We start from the raw sequence: 15,422 nt of genomic DNA on the forward strand, positions 1-15,422 counted from the left end.
CGAGGTCCGCTCAGTCCTCCGCGACCGGCTCCAGCATCCCGTCGACGATCGAGCGGATCGTCCAGGCCGCCAGGGTCCACTCGACCGGCTCGCCGTCGAGGCCGGGGGCGGTCACCGGAGTGTCGAGGTCGTCGTCGAGGAGCCGGCCGCGGTGGGCGAGCCCATCGATCACGATCGCGGTGAGGTGGGCGAGCTGGAGCGTCGTGAATCCCGGGCGCATCGTCCCGCCGAAGACCTGCAGCGTCTCCTCGTAGAAGTCGCGCATCCGGCGCGTGAGCATGCCCTCGATCCGCTTCGCCGTGGCGCGCACGGCGTCGCGTGCAGGCCCCTCCTCCATCGAGAAGGTGCAGGCGAGCAGTGCGTTGTACGACGACCAGTCGGCGGAGCGGCGGAGCGACTCGGCATTGGCCCGCGCCCCGATGCGGATGGTCTCCCAGGCGACCCGGCGGCGGCCGGCGGCCGTGGAGAGCAGATCGGTGGAGCGCTCGTAGACCTCGCGCATCTCCTCCTGGGCCTCGGGATCGGCGCCCTCCGCGTACCGGTCCCGCACGAAGACCTCGCCGACCAGGTCGGCCACGAACTCCTCGCGCGTGCTCCAGATCCGGTAGACGGAGCTGCGCGGCACGCCGGCCAGGCGGATGTACTCCTCCATGGGCAGGTGCGCGAAGCTCACCGTGAGGCCGTGGTCGGAGACGACGTCGCGCGCCGTGGCGATCATGCGGCTGCGGACCTGCTCCGCGGGGATCCTCCGGGCCCGCCGGGAGCCCTCTGCGCTGTCGTCCATGGAGAGGGACACTAGCCGGACACGGTGCCGCGGGTGGTCCTCCACGCGCTCCGTGAGCCGATCCGGAGCGCTCTGGGGGCGTCCTCCCACTGAGACGGAATGTCCCATCACGTGCACGACGACGTCGCGGACCGCTACGGTGCAGCCGGGGCGGACCCGAACCTGCCCCTGCTAGGGGACCCCCGTGACCGGATTCGATCGGTTCACGCTGGCCGTCGTCGACGGACCAGCGATCGAGCGCGCCGCGCTGCAGGCGCTGCTCGCGCAGCTGCTGCCGCAGTTCTCGCACGACGAGGAGGGCGTCGACCGCATCGCGGTCCTCGACCTGGACGGTGTGCCCGGCGAGGAGGTGGCCGACACCCTCGAGCGTGCGGCTACCCGGACCGTCGGCCTCGTCGTGCTCTCCTCCTCCGACTCCCTGGAGCCGGTGCGGGCCGTGCTGCGACGGGAGAGAGCGGCCTACGTCTGGAAGGGCGACGACCCCAGCGAGCTCGCCGCGGCGGTCGTCTCCGTCGCCTCCGGCCGCACCTGGATCTCGGACACCGCCCGCCACCGGCTCGTGCACGGGCGCGAGGAGCGCCGCCCGGTGCTGAGCCCCCAGGAGAGCCGTGTGATGCGCGCCTACGGAGCGGGTGCCGCGGTCCGCACCGTCGCGGTCGACCTCAGCGTCGCCGAGCACACCGTCCGCACCTACATCAAGCGGATCCGCGCCAAGTACCTCGAGACCGGCGTCACTCTCGACTCACGGGTCGACTTCTACCGCCACCTCGGCGACCACGACGTCGCCATCCGCCGCGGCGGAGACCGGGTGCGGGCCGGCCTGCAGCAGGCGGCCGGCGACGTGGTCGGCGAGCGCCGAGCCTGAGGCGAGCAGGATCGCGTTCCCGCCGGTGCGCCCCTCGACGAAGGCGGTCGATCCGACCGCTGCGGTCACCGGGAGCAGCTCGCGGACGACCCCGCGCAGGCGGTCCAGCCTCCGGTGGTCGGCGTCGTCGGCGACATTGACCGCGAGGAGCCCGTCGGCGCCGACCCGGGCGGCGAGCGGAGCGAGGACGGACGCGCGGTAGAACGCCTCCGGGATCTCGTCCCCGTCGTAGACGTCGAGCACGACGAGGTCGGCGCTCCAGGGCGGCAGGGGCCCTGCGGCGTCGGCCGTGAGGAGTCGGACGCGCGCGCCGCGGGGGAGCGGCGCGTGCTCGAGCACGAACTCCACGAGTCCCGCCGCGCTCTCCACCGCGAGCTGCTCGGAGCCCGGCCGGGTCGCGGCGACGTAGCGGGCCAGGGCCAGGGCTCCGGCTCCGAGGTGCAGCACGCGCAGCGGCTCGCCGGGCGGGGCGGCGGCGTCGACCACCGCGCCGAGGCGCGCGAGGTACTCGAGGTGCAGAGCCCGGGGATCGCCCGGATCGATCAGCGACTGCTCCGCGCCGTCGACCGTGAGCAGCAGCGCCTCCGGCCGCACGGGATCCGGCCCCAGCACGGCTGTGCGGCCTCCCGGCAGCAGGAGGGACGGAGGCATCCCGTCACGCTAGCGCTCCTCGCGCGATCCGCCCCGCCGCCGCTACGGTGACAGGCATGGCCGCCCTGATCCTGCTCGACGTCGACGGCGTCCTGAACCCCTCCGTCCGCAGCGATCGCGCCTCGGGCTCGCACCGCCTGGAGCTCGAGCCGGAGCGGGCGGCGCTCGTCGCCCGCCTGGCCGCGGTCGGCACGATCGTGTGGGCCACGACCTGGCCGCCGCGCTTGACGCGGGTCCTCGCCCAGGACCTCGGGCTGCCGGCGGGTACGGAGGCGATCGTCTTCGACGGCGGCCTCCCGCGCGACCCGCGGTTCCCGGGCCGGACGGGCAAGCTCCAGCCCGTAGCGGTGTGGCTGGAGGCGGCCGCCGAGCGCGGCGCGATCGACGCCGTGGTGTGGATCGACGACAACCTCCACGAGGACGCCTACGACTGGGCCCGCGAGCAGAGCACCCCCTTCCACCTGGTGCGTCCGGAGTCGGCGGCGGGCCTCACGAGCGACGAGGTCGCCGGTGCCGAGCACTTCCTGGCCGGACTCCCGGCGTCACACGGCGACATCCGGGAATAGGGCCGCCCCCTCCACTGGTTATCGTCACTCCGGGCGGTTCCGCCGAGCAGCGGTCCGCCCCGGGACGACCCGTCCCCTCGTCGATCCCCGCGCCGCATCCGGCGCAGCGGGACCGCCACGACTCCGTGATGCACCGAAGGACAACACCGTGACCCTCTCCGCCCGCACCTCCCTGCGCGTCCTGCTCGGCACGACCGCCGCCGCCGCCGCCCTGGTCCTCGCCGGCTGCGCGCCCGCCTCGACCGACGACGTGGTCTCCGGCTCGAGCGGCGAGGGCACCGCCTCCGCGAGCTCCGGCCTGACCCTGGCCGAGGTCGAGGAGTCGGGGAAGCTCACCATCGGCACCGAGGGCACCTACCCGCCCTTCTCCTTCCACGCCGACGGCGGGACCGGAGCTCTCACCGGCTACGACGTCGACGTGATCACCGCCGTGGCCGAGAAGCTGGGCGTCGAGCCCGACTTCCAGGAGACGCAGTGGGACGCCATGTTCGCGGGCCTGGACGGAGCGCGCTTCGACGTGATCGCGAACCAGGTCTCGATCAACGACGAGCGCGAGGCGAAGTACGACTTCTCGGAGCCGTACTCGGTCAGCCCCGGCGTCGTGATCGTCCCCTCGAGCGACACCTCGATCACCGACCTCGCCGGCCTCTCCGGCAAGACCACCGCGCAGTCGCTCTCGAGCAACTGGTACACCGTCGCGCAGGAGAACGGCGCCGAGGTCGAGGGCGTCGAGGGCTGGGCGCAGGCCATCGCCCTCGTCGAGCAGGGCCGCGTGGACGCGACCGTGAACGACCGCCTCACCTGGCTCGACTGGTCCACGACCTACCCCGACCAGGCCGCGGGCCTCAAGGTCGCCGTCACCACCGACGACACCTCCGAGAGCGCCTTCACCTTCCCGAAGGGCTCGGACGACCTCGTCGAGGCCGTCGACTCCGCCCTCGACGAGCTGCGCGAGGACGGCACCCTCGCCTCCATCTCCGAGCGCTACTTCGGAGCCGACGTCTCCCAGTAGCCCCACCCCGAGGCGGCTCCTCCCCTTCCGGGAGGGGCCGTCTCGTGCGTGAGCGGCCCCGACGCGGGGGAGCGGCGGAGCGGCTCAGGCAGCGGGTCAGCCCGCAAGGGCGCCCGCCCCGGCGCGAAGCGTGCCAGCATTCCCCAGGAGGCGGAGACGATCCGCCCCCGACGCCACCACCCGATCGAGCCGACCGCGGATCCTCCCGCGAAGGCGGGAGAACACAATGGACCTCGTCCTCCGGTCGTTCTGGCCGATCCTCTCCGGGGGCATCGTCGGGACGATCCCGCTCGCGCTGGCGAGCTTCGCCATCGGGCTCGTGCTCGCGCTGGCGGTCGCCCTGATGCGGCTCTCCCGGGTGCGGATCCTCTCCTGGATCGCGCGTGCCTACATCTCCGTCATCCGGGGCACGCCGCTCCTGGTGCAGCTGTTCGTGATCTTCTACGGGCTGCCGAGCCTCGGACTGAAGATCGATCCCTGGCCCAGCGCCACCATCGCGTTCGCCCTCAACGTGGGCGGCTACGCGGCGGAGGTGATCCGCGCGGCGATCCTCAGCGTCCCGAAGGGGCAGTGGGAGGCGGCGCACACGATCGGCATGAGCCGCTCGCTCTCGCTGCGGCGCATCATCCTCCCGCAGGCCGCGCGCGTCTCCGTCCCGCCGCTGTCGAACACCTTCATCTCGCTGGTGAAGGACACCTCGCTGGCCTCCCTCATCCTGGTGACCGAGCTCTTCCGGCAGGCGCAGAAGATCGCCACCGCGTCGAGCGAGTTCATGCTCCTCTACCTCGAGGCCGCTCTGATCTACTGGCTCATCTGCCTGGTGCTCTCCAGCGGCCAGGGCCTGCTCGAGAAGCGATTGGACCGCTATGTCGCCCGCTGACACTCCGACCGACGCCCGGCCCGTGCTCACGGCCCGCGGCCTCCGCAAGTCGTTCGGCGGGGTGGAGGTGCTGCGCGGCATCGACCTGGAGATCCGCCGCGGCGAGGTCGTCGCCCTGATAGGGCCGTCCGGCTCGGGCAAGACCACCGTCCTGCGCTCGCTGAACAGCCTCGAGGTGCCGGACGGCGGGGTGGTCGAGCTCGCCGACGGCAGCGTCCTCGACTTCGACCGCGGCGTCGGACGGAAGGCGCTGACCGGGCTGCGCGACCACTCCGCGATGGTCTTCCAGCACTTCAACCTCTTCCCGCACCTGACCGTCCTCCAGAACGTGACGGAGGGGCCGCTGCGAGTGCAGCGCCGTCCCGCGTCCGAGGTGGTCCCGGAGGCGGAGCGCCTGCTCGAGCGCGTCGGCCTCGGCGGTCGGGGGAGCGCCTACCCCTTCGAGCTCTCCGGCGGTCAGCAGCAGCGCGTGGGCATCGTCCGGGCGCTCGCGCTGCGGCCCGATCTGCTCCTCTTCGACGAGCCCACCTCGGCGCTGGACCCGGAGCTGGTCGGCGACGTGCTCTCGCTGATGCGGGAGCTGGCGGGGGAGGGCTGGACCATGCTCGTCGTGACGCACGAGCTCGAGTTCGCCCGGCAGGTGGCCTCGGAGGTCGTCTTCATGGCCGACGGCGTGGTCGTCGAGCGGGGCGCCCCTGCGCAGATCCTCCGGGACCCGCGCGAGCCGCGCACACGGCAGTTCCTGCACCGCCTCCTCCACCCGCTCGAGTAGACGGTCGGCGCTGTCCCCCGTCGACGGGGAGCCGCGCGGCGCACCGGGCGCGGCGGAAGGCGTGCCTATGCTGTCCGGGTGACCTGGAGCAGCGACGCCGAGACCACGCGGATCCCCTCCGCGACCGAGACGTCCGGCGGAACCGGACCCCAGCCGACCCGGGAGTACGTCTGGCCCGAGCCCGTGACGGGTCGGCAGCCGACCGTCGAGCCCGCCGCACCGGCCGCCGCGGCGTCCGCCCCCAGCGCCCTCGGGCCGATCGAGGCCGAGCCCGAGCCGGTCCGGCGCTCCGGCAACCGCCTCGCGGGCCTCGCGCTCGCCCTCCTGACGACCGCGGTCTTCGCCGTCCTGTACCTCGTCGCCCTGACGGCGATCCGCCTGCTCGTCGATCGCGTCGGCGGCGACCCGGTCGCCCTCGCGCTCGACGCTGCGCCGACCGCGCTCTTCCTCGCCCCGGTGGCCGCGTTCCTCGTCGGCCTGGCGCTGATCGTGCTGGTCGTGAACCGCGCGGGCTGGTGGGCCTACGTCCTCGGCGGCTTCCTCGTCGCCCTCCTCACGGCCGCGGCCGCGCTGGTCGGCGGCTGGAGCGCCGTCGGACCGCTCGCCCTGCCGATCGACCGCTCCCTCGCGCTCGACTACGTCCGCGATCCCGCCGTCCTCGCGGCGGTCCTCGCCGCCGGCGTCCTCGGCCGGGAGGCGAGTGTCTGGGGCGGCGCCGCGATCGCGGGCCGTGCCCGGGGCGTCAAGCGCCGCAACGCCGAGCGCGAAGCGGCCGCGCAGTCGTGACTCCGGAGGGGCAGGGGCAGGGCCGCGGAGCCGGCCTGGGCTACGGCCTCGCGCTGGCCGGCTTCGCCGCGTTCCTCTACCTCGCCCTGGTCGTCTGCGCGTTCGGGGTCCTCAGCCTCCTGCTGGACCAGGACGTCGTGCCCGAGCGCGACGCCGGTCCGCTGCTGGGGCCGGTGTCAGTGGCGGTCTGCGTCGTCGCCGTGCTGGTCGCGATGGTGACCCTCGCCGCCCGTCCCGCCGTCCACCGCGTCCTCGGCCCGTCGCTGCTGACCGGGGTCGTCGTCTACCTGCTCTTCCTCGTCACGGGCGGAGCGCTCTACGGGCTCGGCCGCCAGGAGCCGGGGGAGATCCTCGGATGGATCCTCGACCACGCCCCCACTGTCTTCGCGATCGCGACCGGCGTGCTCGCGGCCGCCGTCCAGCTCGTGTTCCTCCTGCTCCTGGCCCGTCGCGACGCCGGCGGCCGCAGCCCTCACTGGGGCTGGGAGGGCGACGAGCGGGAGTGAGGGCGGAGTCCCGGCGCGTCTCGTCGCGGCGCTGCGGCATCTCCCAGGGCGAACGCCGCTCGGTTGACCGGCCCCGTCACTCCCCGTAATATTCTTCGGGTGTGCGCTTTGCCGTGCGCTCGTGTCGTGCCTCCGGGTCGATGCGGTCGCCGCACTTCGCTCCACCGGGTCCGCGAGGATCCGCGGGTTCGTCCGATCGGGCGGCCCCCACGGCATACCCCTCACCCTCCCGGTCCCGCTCGCGGGGCCGCGGGGTGCGTCGGGTCCAGATGAACTCGGCCGTTCCCGGAGACGGGAGGGCCGAATGTCGACCATCGATCCGCTGTCACCGTGCAGCATTCAAGGAGCAAAACCAGTGCCAACGATTCAGCAGTTGGTCCGCAAGGGACGCACGCCGAAGGTCACCAAGACCAAGGCTCCCGCCCTGAAGGCCAACCCCCAGCAGCGCGGCGTCTGCACGCGCGTCTACACGACCACGCCCAAGAAGCCGAACTCGGCCCTCCGCAAGGTGGCCCGCGTGAAGCTCTCCAACGGCACCGAGGTCACCGCCTACATCCCCGGCGAGGGCCACAACCTGCAGGAGCACTCGATGGTGCTCGTGCGCGGCGGTCGCGTCAAGGACCTCCCCGGTGTCCGCTACAAGATCGTTCGCGGCGCCCTGGACACCCAGGCCGTCAAGAACCGCAAGCAGGCTCGCAGCCGGTACGGCGCGAAGATGGAGAAGAAGTAATGCCTCGTAAGGGCCCCGCTCCCAAGCGCCCCGTCGTCGCAGACCCCGTCTACGGCGCCCCCATCGTCAGCCAGCTCGTCAACAAGATCCTCCTGGACGGCAAGAAGGGCCTCGCCGAGCGCATCGTCTACGGTGCCCTCGAGGGCGTCGCCGGCAAGAACGGTCAGGACGCGGTCGTCACCCTCAAGAAGGCGCTCGACAACGTCCGCCCGACCCTCGAGGTCCGCAGCCGCCGCGTCGGCGGCTCGACCTACCAGGTCCCGGTCGAGGTCAAGCCCCACCGCGCCAACACCCTCGCGCTCCGCTGGCTCACCAGCTACGCGAAGGCCCGACGCGAGAAGACGATGACCGAGCGTCTCATGAACGAGATCCTCGACGCGTCGAACGGTCTGGGCGCCGCTGTCAAGCGTCGCGAGGACACCCACAAGATGGCCGAGTCGAACAAGGCCTTCGCGCACTACCGCTGGTAGCGCACCCCGCGGCCGCCTCCGGGCGACCGCGACCACCGGGCCCGCGGCGTCACCGCTGCGGGCCCGGTCCCGGCGGCGGATCGCCCGATCCCCGCGACCGGGCGACCGCCACCACCAGAATCCCAGCCATTCGGCCATGAACCCGGTGCGCTGGCTCCATCACCTATCGGAGGAACTCCGTGGCACAAGATGTGCTCACCGACCTGAACAAGGTCCGCAACATCGGCATCATGGCCCACATCGATGCCGGCAAGACCACCACCACCGAGCGCATCCTGTTCTACACGGGTATCACGCACAAGATCGGCGAGGTCCACGACGGCGCCGCGACGATGGACTGGATGGCGCAGGAGCAGGAGCGCGGCATCACGATCACGTCCGCCGCGACGACCTGCTTCTGGAACAAGAACCAGATCAACATCATCGACACCCCCGGTCACGTCGACTTCACGGTCGAGGTCGAGCGCTCGCTCCGCGTCCTCGACGGCGCCGTCGCCGTCTTCGACGGCAAGGAGGGCGTCGAGCCCCAGTCCGAGACCGTCTGGCGTCAGGCCGACAAGTACGACGTCCCGCGCATCTGCTTCGTCAACAAGATGGACAAGCTCGGCGCCGACTTCTACTACACGGTCGACACGATCATCAAGCGCCTCGGCGCGAAGCCGCTGGTCATCCAGCTGCCCATCGGCGCGGAGTCCTCCTTCGAGGGCGTCGTCGACCTGGTCGAGATGCGCGCGCTCACGTGGCGCGGCGACTCGAAGGGCGACGTCGCGCTCGGCGCGAAGTACGAGATCGAGGAGATCCCGGCCGACCTCGCCGACAAGGCGGCGGAGTACCGCGAGAAGCTCCTCGAGACCGTCGCGGAGACCTCCGACGAGCTGCTCGAGAAGTACTTCGGCGGCGAGGAGCTCACCGTCGCGGAGATCAAGGGCGCCATCCGCAAGATGACCGTCAACTCCGAGATCTACCCGGTGCTCTGCGGCTCGGCGTTCAAGAACCGCGGCGTCCAGCCGATGCTCGACGCTGTCGTGGACTACCTCCCCTCCCCGCTCGACGTCCCCGCCATCGAGGCGCACGACGTCCGCGACGAGGAGAAGGTCATCATGCGCCACGCGGACTCGACCGAGCCCTTCTCGGCGCTCGCGTTCAAGGTCGCCGTGCACCCGTTCTTCGGCCGTCTGACCTACGTCCGCGTCTACTCGGGCAAGCTCGACTCCGGCGCCCAGGTCATCAACTCGACCAAGGGCAAGAAGGAGCGCATCGGCAAGATCTTCCAGATGCACTCCAACAAGGAGAACCCGGTCGACTCGGTCACCGCCGGCCACATCTACGCCGTCATCGGCCTCAAGGACACCACCACCGGTGACACCCTGAGCGACCCGGCCGCGCAGGTCGTGCTCGAGTCGATGACCTTCCCGGAGCCCGTCATCGAGGTCGCCATCGAGCCCAAGACGAAGGCGGACCAGGAGAAGCTCGGCACCGCGATCCAGAAGCTCGCGGAGGAGGACCCCACCTTCCGCACCGAGCAGAACCAGGAGACCGGTCAGACGGTCATCAAGGGAATGGGCGAGCTGCACCTCGACATCCTGGTCGACCGCATGAAGCGCGAGTTCAACGTCGAGGCCAACGTGGGCAAGCCCCAGGTCGCGTACCGTGAGACGATCCGCCGCACGGTCGAGAAGTACGACTACACCCACAAGAAGCAGACGGGTGGCTCCGGCCAGTTCGCGAAGGTCCAGATCACCATCGAGCCGATGGAGGTCGAGGCCGACAAGACCTACGAGTTCGTCAACGGCGTCACCGGTGGCCGCGTCCCGCGCGAGTACATCCCCTCCGTCGACGCGGGCATCCGCGACGCCATGCAGGTCGGCGTGCTCGCCGGCTACCCCATGGTCGGCGTGAAGGCGACCCTGGTCGACGGAGCGGCGCACGACGTCGACTCCTCCGAGATGGCGTTCAAGATCGCCGGCTCGATCGCGTTCAAGGAGGCCTCGCGCAAGGCGCAGCCGGTCCTCCTCGAGCCGCTCATGGCCGTCGAGGTCCGTACTCCCGAGGAGTACATGGGCGACGTCATCGGCGACATCAACTCGCGTCGCGGGATGATCCAGTCGATGGAGGACGCCACCGGCATCAAGGTCATCCGGGCCAACGTCCCGCTGTCCGAGATGTTCGGCTACATCGGAGACCTGCGCTCGAAGACCTCGGGCCGCGCCGTCTACTCGATGACGTTCGAGACCTACGCCGAGGTCCCCAAGGCCGTGGCCGAGGAGATCGTCCAGAAGAACAAGGGCGAGTAGCTCCGCCCCTGGGCCGTCGCCGTTCCCCGGAACGGCGGCGGCCTGGTAGTGTCGTGCGGGTTTGCTGCCGAGTGCAGCGCGCCCCCTGTCGCAGCGGGACGGCCGCACGACCACTGCCGGTAACATACGTACACAAAACCCCCGCAAGTCCTCCTGTCCTCGTGCCGCCCCGTGCGGCCGCCCGGATGCGGATGCTTGCACCTAAGTCCTGAGGAGGACCCACAGTGGCTAAGGCCAAGTTCGAGCGGACCAAGCCGCACGTCAACATCGGAACCATCGGTCACGTCGACCACGGAAAGACCACGCTCACCGCGGCGATCTCGAAGGTTCTGGCGGACAAGTTCCCGTCCGCGACCAACGTCCAGCGTGACTTCGCGTCGATCGACTCCGCTCCCGAGGAGCGCCAGCGCGGCATCACGATCAACATCTCGCACGTCGAGTACGAGACGCCGAAGCGCCACTACGCGCACGTCGACGCCCCGGGTCACGCCGACTACATCAAGAACATGATCACCGGCGCGGCCCAGATGGACGGCGCGATCCTCGTGGTCGCCGCCACCGACGGCCCGATGGCTCAGACCCGTGAGCACGTCCTCCTCGCCAAGCAGGTCGGCGTCCCCTACCTCCTCGTCGCGCTGAACAAGGCCGACATGGTGGACGACGAGGAGATCCTGGAGCTCGTCGAGCTCGAGGTCCGCGAGCTCCTCTCGTCGCAGGGCTTCCCCGGCGACGACGCCCCCGTCGTGCGCGTCTCCGGCCTCAAGGCCCTCGAGGGCGACGACACCTGGACCCAGTCGATCCTCGACCTGATGGACGCGGTCGACGAGTCCATCCCGGACCCGGTGCGCGACAAGGACAAGCCGTTCCTCATGCCGATCGAGGACGTCTTCACGATCACCGGTCGTGGAACCGTCGTCACCGGCCGTGCGGAGCGTGGAACCCTCGCTCTGAACTCCGAGGTCGAGATCGTCGGCATCCGCCCGACGCAGAAGACCACGGTCACCGGAATCGAGATGTTCCACAAGCAGCTCGACGAGGCCTGGGCCGGCGAGAACTGCGGTCTGCTCCTCCGCGGCACCAAGCGCGAGGACGTCGAGCGCGGCCAGGTCGTCGTCAAGCCGGGTTCGGTCACGCCGCACACGGACTTCGAGGGCACCGCGTACATCCTGTCCAAGGATGAGGGTGGGCGTCACAACCCGTTCTACGCGAACTACCGTCCGCAGTTCTACTTCCGCACCACCGACGTCACCGGCGTCATCACGCTGCCCGAGGGCACCGAGATGGTCATGCCCGGCGACACCACCGACATGACGGTCGCGCTGATCCAGCCGATCGCCATGGAGGAGGGCCTCGGCTTCGCCATCCGTGAGGGTGGACGCACCGTGGGTGCCGGTACGGTCACCAAGATCATCAAGTAGGTCCGTCCTACTGATCTCTCGAGAGGGGTCGTCCGCTTCGGCGGGCGGCCCCTCTCGTCGTTCCCGGGGACGCCCGGCTAGCGTGGCGGCATGCCCTTCGTGAAGAGCGACCCCCGTGCCCTCCCGCAGTTCTTCGAGTGGGAGGCGGCCGGCCTGGACTGGCTGCGCGAGGCGGACGGCGGTGCGCGCTGTGTCGGGGTGGAGAGGGTGTCGCCCGGGCGCATCGAGCTGGAGGAGATCCGCTCCGCGCGACCCTCCGCCGAGTCGGCTCGGGCCTTCGGCGCCGCGCTCGCCCGGACGCACGACGCCGGAGCCGCGGCGTTCGGAGCGCCGCCCCCGGGATGGACCGGCCCCGCCTACATCGGCCGCCGCGAGATGCCGTGCCGCCCGGACGACTCGTGGGGGCGCTTCTACGCGGAGCAGCGGGTGCGGCCGTTCCTCGGCCCTGCCGTGGAGGCGGGCAACCTCACGGCAGCCGAGTCGCGGCTCGTCGAGCAGGCTCTGGGCCGGGTGGCGGCCGGAGCCTTCGACGACGGTGCGGGGCCCGCCCGGATCCACGGGGACCTCTGGACCGGCAACGTGCTCTGGACGGCGGACGGCGCCGTCCTGATCGACCCCGCCGCTCACGGGGGACACCGCGAGACCGATCTGGCGATGCTGGCCCTCTTCGGCGCTCCGCACCTCGACGCCGTCCTCCAGGGCTACCGCGACCAGCATCCGCTGGGGGCCGGCTACGAGGAGCGGGTGCCACTCCACCAGCTGCACCCGCTCGCCGTCCACGCCGCCGGTCACGGTCCCTCCTACGGCCGCGCCCTGGCAGACGCAGCGGAGCAGGTGATCGCACTGGCCGGTTGACCGGCGCGCCCGCACCGTTCCCCCAGCCGGGAGCGCCACACTGAGGCACGCGCCGCCCTGTGCGCGTTTACAAGGAGGCATCATCGTGGATCTCGGGAAGCTCGGACGCCAGGCCGGCGAACTGCTCAACAGCCGGAAGGCCCAGGACGCGCTGCGGAGCGAGAAGGCCGAGCAGGTCTCCGACCAGACCCTCGAGAAGGCGGGCGAGATCGCCAGCCGCCTCACCAACGGCAAGTACGACGACCGCATCGAGGACCTGAAGCGCCAGGCCGACAAGCGGATCGGCAACGAGTAGCGGCTGCCGACCGACTGCTCGTCCCCGCCGTCAAGCGGGTGCGGGCCTCGGATCCGCCGTCCTATCGTCGGATCGATGGCTGACACTCGCGCGCGACGACTCCGTAGGACCGATTCGAGCGGGCGCGGCTACACCCGGGTGCGCGCGGGCTCCGGCTTCAGCTACCGCGACCCGAAGGGCGCGACCGTCGCCGACAAGGAGCTGCGCGCGCGCTTCGACCGTCTCGGCATCCCGCCGGCCTGGACGGACGTCTGGATCGCCCCGTACCCCAACGGGCACATCCAGGCCACCGGTGTCGACTCCGCCGGCCGCCGCCAGTACATCTACCATCCGACCTGGCGCGAGCAGAAGGACCGGATCAAGTTCGACCGGGCGCTGCGGCTCGCGGAGGCCCTGCCGGGGGCGCGCCGGGCCGTGACCATCGCCCTCCGCTCGGACGGACCCAGCCGCGAGCGCGCGCTGGCCACCGCCTTCCGGATGCTCGACACCGGATCGCTCCGCGTCGGCAGCGAGAGGTACGCGAAGGAGCACGGCAGCATCGGCCTCTCGACGCTCCTGTGCGCGCACGCCACGACCCACGGGGACCGGGTCGCCCTCGCCTTCCCCGGGAAGAGCCATCAGGCGTGGACGAGCGAGATCCTCGACCACGACCTCTCGCGCGTCGTCCGTGCTCTCAAGCGTCGTGGGCCGAACGCCCGCCTGCTCGCCTGGAAGGACGGGCGGGAGTGGCGGCCGGTCTCGGCGCCCGAGATCAACGACTACGTGCGCGAGCGCGCCGGCGACGACTTCACGGCGAAGGACTTCCGCACTCTGCACGGCACGGTCGCGGCCGCGCTGAGCCTGGCGAAGTCGGGCCCGCGGGCCACGCAGCGCGCTCGAAACTCCGCGATCGCCCAGGCGATGCGCGACGCCTCGGACGTGCTCGGGAACACGCCGACGGTCGCCCGCGCCAGCTACGTCGACCCGCGGCTGCTGGACCACTTCCGCGCCGGCGAGACCATCGACGCGTCGCGCCCCGCGTCGGCCGAGACCGCCGTCCGGGCGCTGCTCTTCGAGTAGCGGGGGAGGCCCTCCGGCCCGCGCTGCTGATCGGAGCGACCGGCTCCCACGGTCCGTCACGACGTGCTCGCGAAGGAGCCCTCCGGCGCGACACGCCCGGGTTGCAGGGGTGGGGCATCTGTGGGAGACTCTTCTAGTTCAAAATTTCCTCTCGGGCGGCGTGCTGCTCGCAGGGGGACACTGCCAGGCAGTGCCGAGACGGCATCGCGGAGGCTCGACCCGAGAGGGCGGCCACGCGGGTGCGACGTCGAGGCGGCGGGTAGCAGAACGACAACAACCGACATCTCAACGGTCTCTCCGTGCGTCGTGCGTTCTGCACGCCGATCGGAGCGCCCCGAGGGTGCGGTGCTTTTGACAGAAGAACACTGGTTGCACTTTTCCGGGTCACCGGAGTTCCTTCGCGAGCGCGTCCAATGCGAGACGAGTCCGGCTCCGGCCGGGGGAGTCGCGTACGACGCAATAACAAGAGAGTGAGAGATCACACATGGCGGGACAGAAGATCCGCATCCGACTGAAGTCGTACGACCACGAGGTCATCGACACGTCGGCGCGCAAGATCGTCGACACGGTCACCCGTGCCGGTGCAACGGTGGTCGGCCCCGTGCCGCTGCCGACCGAGAAGAACGTGGTCTGCGTGATCCGTTCTCCCCACAAGTACAAGGACAGCCGCGAGCACTTCGAGATGCGCACCCACAAGCGCCTCATCGACATCATCGACCCGACGCCCAAGGCCGTCGACTCGCTCATGCGCCTCGACCTGCCGGCCGACGTCAACATCGAGATCAAGCTCTAAGGAGGAGTGCCACCATGTCTGTCACTGTTTCCCCCACGCTGAAGACCAGCAAGGGCCTCCTCGGCACCAAGCTCGGAATGACCCAGGTCTGGGACGAGAACAACAAGCTCGTGCCGGTCACCGTCATCGAGATCAGCCCCAACGTCGTGACCCAGGTCCGCACGGAGGAGAAGGACGGCTACACCGCCGTCCAGCTCGCCGCCGGTGCGATCGACCCGCGCAAGGTGAACAAGCCCGCCGCCGGTCACTTCGACGCCGCGGGCGTCACCCCCCGCCGCCACCTCACCGAGGTCCGCACCTCCGACGCCGCCGACTACTCGGCCGGCCAGGAGCTGACCGTGGACGCCGTCTTCGAGGCCGGCACCAAGGTCGACGTCGTCGGCACCAGCAAGGGCAAGGGCTTCGCCGGCGTCATGAAGCGTCACAACTTCAAGGGCGTCTCGGCTTCGCACGGTTCGCACCGCAACCACCGCAAGCCCGGCTCCATCGGCGCCTCCTCGACCCCCAGCCGTGTCTTCAAGGGCATGCGCATGGCCGGTCGCATGGGAGGCGAGCGCGTCACCGTGCTCAACCTCAAGGTGCACTCCGTCGACGCCGAGAAGGGCCTGCTGCTCGTCAAGGGCGCCGTCCCCGGTGCCCGCGGTCGCCTCGTGTTCGTTCGCAACGCCGTGAAGGGAGCGTAGTTC

Annotated in this window: 17 protein-coding genes; 16 read left to right on the forward strand and 1 reads right to left on the reverse strand. The window is 70.9% G+C overall.

Annotation, left to right across the window (positions count from 1 at the left end):
- Positions 1-10 precede the first annotated feature (10 nt).
- A complete protein-coding gene (locus C5D04_RS04470) occupies positions 11-784 on the reverse strand; it encodes a TetR/AcrR family transcriptional regulator (protein ID WP_146087835.1) in 774 nt (257 codons plus the stop codon).
- A gap of 184 nt (positions 785-968) precedes the next feature.
- On the opposite strand from C5D04_RS04470, the gene C5D04_RS04475 reads away from it, so the two are divergent.
- The 16 genes from C5D04_RS04475 to rplC all read left to right on the forward strand — a co-directional run bounded on the left by C5D04_RS04475 (position 969) and on the right by rplC (position 15,419).
- A complete protein-coding gene (locus tag C5D04_RS04475; RefSeq protein ID WP_104267766.1) occupies positions 969-1,649 on the forward strand; it encodes a LuxR C-terminal-related transcriptional regulator in 681 nt (226 codons plus the stop codon).
- Positions 1,650-2,356: 707 nt separating this feature from the next.
- On the forward strand, positions 2,357-2,866 hold the full coding sequence (locus tag C5D04_RS04480; protein WP_104233923.1) for an HAD domain-containing protein: 510 nt from the start codon (positions 2,357-2,359) through the stop codon (positions 2,864-2,866).
- A 148-nt stretch (positions 2,867-3,014) separates the two neighbouring features.
- Positions 3,015-3,878: an amino acid ABC transporter substrate-binding protein gene (locus C5D04_RS04485; RefSeq protein WP_374953606.1), complete on the forward strand. Its 864-nt coding sequence runs from the start codon at positions 3,015-3,017 to the stop codon at positions 3,876-3,878.
- A gap of 226 nt (positions 3,879-4,104) precedes the next feature.
- On the forward strand, positions 4,105-4,758 hold the full coding sequence (locus C5D04_RS04490; protein ID WP_104224574.1) for an amino acid ABC transporter permease: 654 nt from the start codon (positions 4,105-4,107) through the stop codon (positions 4,756-4,758).
- Positions 4,745-5,530: an amino acid ABC transporter ATP-binding protein gene (locus C5D04_RS04495; protein WP_104347297.1), complete on the forward strand. Its 786-nt coding sequence runs from the start codon at positions 4,745-4,747 to the stop codon at positions 5,528-5,530. The genes C5D04_RS04490 and C5D04_RS04495 overlap by 14 nt, the downstream gene beginning before the upstream one ends.
- A 78-nt stretch (positions 5,531-5,608) precedes the next feature.
- Positions 5,609-6,316, forward strand: coding sequence for a hypothetical protein (locus tag C5D04_RS17855; RefSeq protein ID WP_146086381.1), 708 nt, complete (start codon positions 5,609-5,611; stop codon positions 6,314-6,316).
- Positions 6,313-6,822, forward strand: coding sequence for a DUF6121 family protein (locus C5D04_RS04505; protein WP_104224572.1), 510 nt, complete (start codon positions 6,313-6,315; stop codon positions 6,820-6,822). The genes C5D04_RS17855 and C5D04_RS04505 overlap by 4 nt, the downstream gene beginning before the upstream one ends.
- 355 nt (positions 6,823-7,177) lie before the next feature.
- A complete protein-coding gene (gene rpsL / locus C5D04_RS04510; RefSeq protein ID WP_011186743.1) occupies positions 7,178-7,552 on the forward strand; it encodes a 30S ribosomal protein S12 in 375 nt (124 codons plus the stop codon).
- Positions 7,552-8,022, forward strand: coding sequence for a 30S ribosomal protein S7 (gene rpsG / locus C5D04_RS04515; RefSeq protein WP_068251443.1), 471 nt, complete (start codon positions 7,552-7,554; stop codon positions 8,020-8,022). The genes rpsL and rpsG overlap by 1 nt, the downstream gene beginning before the upstream one ends.
- Positions 8,023-8,201: 179 nt before the next feature.
- Positions 8,202-10,316, forward strand: coding sequence for an elongation factor G (fusA, locus tag C5D04_RS04520; protein ID WP_104224571.1), 2,115 nt, complete (start codon positions 8,202-8,204; stop codon positions 10,314-10,316).
- A 224-nt stretch (positions 10,317-10,540) separates the two neighbouring features.
- On the forward strand, positions 10,541-11,734 hold the full coding sequence (tuf, locus tag C5D04_RS04525; protein ID WP_104224570.1) for an elongation factor Tu: 1,194 nt from the start codon (positions 10,541-10,543) through the stop codon (positions 11,732-11,734).
- Between the two features lie 90 nt (positions 11,735-11,824).
- Positions 11,825-12,589 (forward strand): fructosamine kinase family protein, encoded by a 765-nt coding sequence (locus tag C5D04_RS04530; RefSeq protein ID WP_104233921.1) that lies wholly within the window; start codon positions 11,825-11,827, stop codon positions 12,587-12,589.
- An 85-nt stretch (positions 12,590-12,674) separates the two neighbouring features.
- Complete coding sequence (locus tag C5D04_RS04535; RefSeq protein ID WP_159939075.1) at positions 12,675-12,884, forward strand: antitoxin; 210 nt, start codon at positions 12,675-12,677, stop codon at positions 12,882-12,884.
- Positions 12,885-12,959: 75 nt separating this feature from the next.
- Positions 12,960-13,943: a DNA topoisomerase IB gene (locus C5D04_RS04540; protein WP_104233920.1), complete on the forward strand. Its 984-nt coding sequence runs from the start codon at positions 12,960-12,962 to the stop codon at positions 13,941-13,943.
- Between the two features lie 484 nt (positions 13,944-14,427).
- On the forward strand, positions 14,428-14,736 hold the full coding sequence (gene rpsJ, locus C5D04_RS04545; RefSeq protein WP_005050520.1) for a 30S ribosomal protein S10: 309 nt from the start codon (positions 14,428-14,430) through the stop codon (positions 14,734-14,736).
- Between the two features lie 14 nt (positions 14,737-14,750).
- Positions 14,751-15,419 (forward strand): 50S ribosomal protein L3, encoded by a 669-nt coding sequence (rplC, locus tag C5D04_RS04550; RefSeq protein ID WP_104224566.1) that lies wholly within the window; start codon positions 14,751-14,753, stop codon positions 15,417-15,419.
- Positions 15,420-15,422: the final 3 nt, after the last annotated feature.

Source organism: Rathayibacter sp. AY1D2, from assembly GCF_002932695.1.
Classification (GTDB): domain Bacteria; phylum Actinomycetota; class Actinomycetes; order Actinomycetales; family Microbacteriaceae; genus Rathayibacter.